The sequence below is a fragment of the Capnocytophaga sp. oral taxon 338 str. F0234 genome (assembly GCF_000192225.1).
In the GTDB taxonomy this organism is placed as follows: domain Bacteria; phylum Bacteroidota; class Bacteroidia; order Flavobacteriales; family Flavobacteriaceae; genus Capnocytophaga.
On sequence record NZ_GL872415.1, the window covers coordinates 1 to 2,024 of the forward strand.

Here is a 2,024-nt window from a genome sequence, read left to right on the forward strand (position 1 = left end):
TTCATAAGCCCCTACAATGGTTTGAGGGCTTGTCCATTCATTTTTACCACCTGCACTGAAAGTTAAATCACCTCCAAAGGTATGAAATTCTATATCTCCATCACTTGAGATGTTCATTGTTCCTTTTACAATTCTTGTTCTCATAGTATTATCTTTTAGCCTTGATTATTATATTCTCCACTCTTCTTTTTAAGAGAGGTAGCAGAATTTACTTTCATATTGTTAGAGCTATCTACAATAGTCTCTTTCGCTGTATATTGGCTTCCTCCTTTTGAATGGCTATGTAAATCTCCCTCAATCACCTCTGTTAAAGCACCATTTACATATACAAACATATCTCCACCAATATCACTTCTCTTAGCCTTTCCTGCTGTTTCAGTGATATTTACATTAGCATCAAAATCAATACTATCACTTGCCTTTAAATTGATGTTCTTAGCTGTGATATTAATAGTCTCAGGCGCAGAAATTTCTATATTCTTACCCTGAGTATCCAACTTAATTACATTGCCATTCTTATCAGTAAGCAAGATGCTCTCATCTTCAGTAAAGATGAGCTTATGTCCACTTGAAGCCTTGGGCTGAGGCATTTGGTGGAGAAGAAGTAATTACCACTTCTCAAGGATAAATACCCTATAGCTAAAACTAAATGAAACTTTTTCATCAATTTTCCTCCTTATCTTTCTCAATTTTTCTCGTATAAGATATATGACTATTATATTCTAGTAAGATCTTAATATTCTTATTTGTTTTAACTTCCTTTATTTCCCCAGTGTTACCATTAATCCAAATGCCAGATAAGTTATAGTTTCCTGTTTTCAAGCTATATGGTTCCCCCTTTGGCTTAAAAATATAATAATCTCCATATATAATATCCAATTCAAAAAAACCATCATTAGCTATTTCTTCTTTTAAAATATATTTTATACATTTTTGCCCTGCTTCATCCAATGAAAGTTTAAATGTTTTTCCTTTTTTTTGAATTCCTCTGTTCTATATATAGAGATGTCTTTTTCTACTTTACAAGAAAAAATACTACTTAATATACCCATAATAATAACTATTTTAATAACTTTATACATATTTTTATTTCTAATTACTCAACTGTTGGTTATAACTTGATCTGAAATCACGAATTTCTATGTAAGGAATCTCTCTATACTCTTTATTTATGGTTAATTTATTCCCTTTTTTAGAACCATAAGTATGTTCACCTTCCTCTGTTAAAAGTTCCAAAAAACCTTGTGGTGATTGAGTTGTTGATGTTATATCGAATGTTGAGAAAACTTCGGTTGATTTCTCTATCGATATTTTCACTGTAGTACATTGTTCTCCAAGGATAGGAATAACACTATAAGTTCCTAAATTGTGATATTTATCTTCCCACCACAAGAGCTCTTTCGGTTTTATCAATTTTATTTTTCTTCTATCTTTATTTTTTCTCCATTATAAGAAGTTAGCCAAATACTTGAGTTTGTATGAAAATTTTGATCTTTACCTACCTCGACATAATTAACTTCACCTGTATTTGCATTAACCCAAATGCCCGTACAATTAAAAACGCCAATCTTATGGATATATGTTACCGTAGAAAATATATAGTAATCATCATAAACATAAAATAGAGGATACCCTCTACTTGATTTAAGTTTTATCCTATCTTGATTTTTTGAAGCATAATCTAAATGTATTCGATAAGCCTCTTCTAACTTTATGTTTTTTGTAGATTCCCACTCTCGAAATTCTTGTGAATACTCGTTGTAAGATATCGCTTTATTTTTATCTATTTCCATTCTTAAGTTATTATTTTTACAATTAAACAAAAATATTGCTAAAATTAGATATTGAATAAATATTTTCATTATTAATATAGTTTATGATAAATCTTTTAGTATTGTTTCTTTTGCTAATTCTCCTTTTTTAGCTCCTGCCGTATTTTTTAACATACGTGTTTTTAAATGTATTAAAAAATTTTTAGGTGTACAAATTGTGCCAAATGGAAACTTTTTAATGATTTTTGCATT

General features: G+C 29.4%; 4 protein-coding genes. All 4 read right to left on the bottom strand.

All coding sequences use genetic code 11. The annotated features are described in order from the left end of the window. Positions 1-155: 155 nt before the first annotated feature. The 4 genes from HMPREF9071_RS10790 to HMPREF9071_RS10805 all read right to left on the bottom strand — a co-directional run bounded on the left by HMPREF9071_RS10790 (position 156) and on the right by HMPREF9071_RS10805 (position 1,862). Positions 156-590 (bottom strand): hypothetical protein, encoded by a 435-nt coding sequence (locus tag HMPREF9071_RS10790; protein ID WP_009401272.1) that lies wholly within the window; start codon positions 588-590, stop codon positions 156-158. A 73-nt stretch (positions 591-663) separates the two neighbouring features. Beyond that, positions 664-951 carry a hypothetical protein gene (locus HMPREF9071_RS10795; RefSeq protein ID WP_009401273.1) on the bottom strand — a complete coding sequence of 96 codons (288 nt, stop codon included), beginning with the start codon at positions 949-951 and terminating at the stop codon, positions 664-666. Positions 952-1,092: 141 nt separating this feature from the next. Further along, positions 1,093-1,413 carry a hypothetical protein gene (locus tag HMPREF9071_RS10800; RefSeq protein WP_009401275.1) on the bottom strand — a complete coding sequence of 107 codons (321 nt, stop codon included), beginning with the start codon at positions 1,411-1,413 and terminating at the stop codon, positions 1,093-1,095. A 2-nt stretch (positions 1,414-1,415) separates the two neighbouring features. Further along, entirely contained in the window at positions 1,416-1,862 is a 447-nt protein-coding gene (locus HMPREF9071_RS10805; protein WP_009401276.1) for a hypothetical protein, read from the bottom strand. Positions 1,863-2,024: the final 162 nt, after the last annotated feature.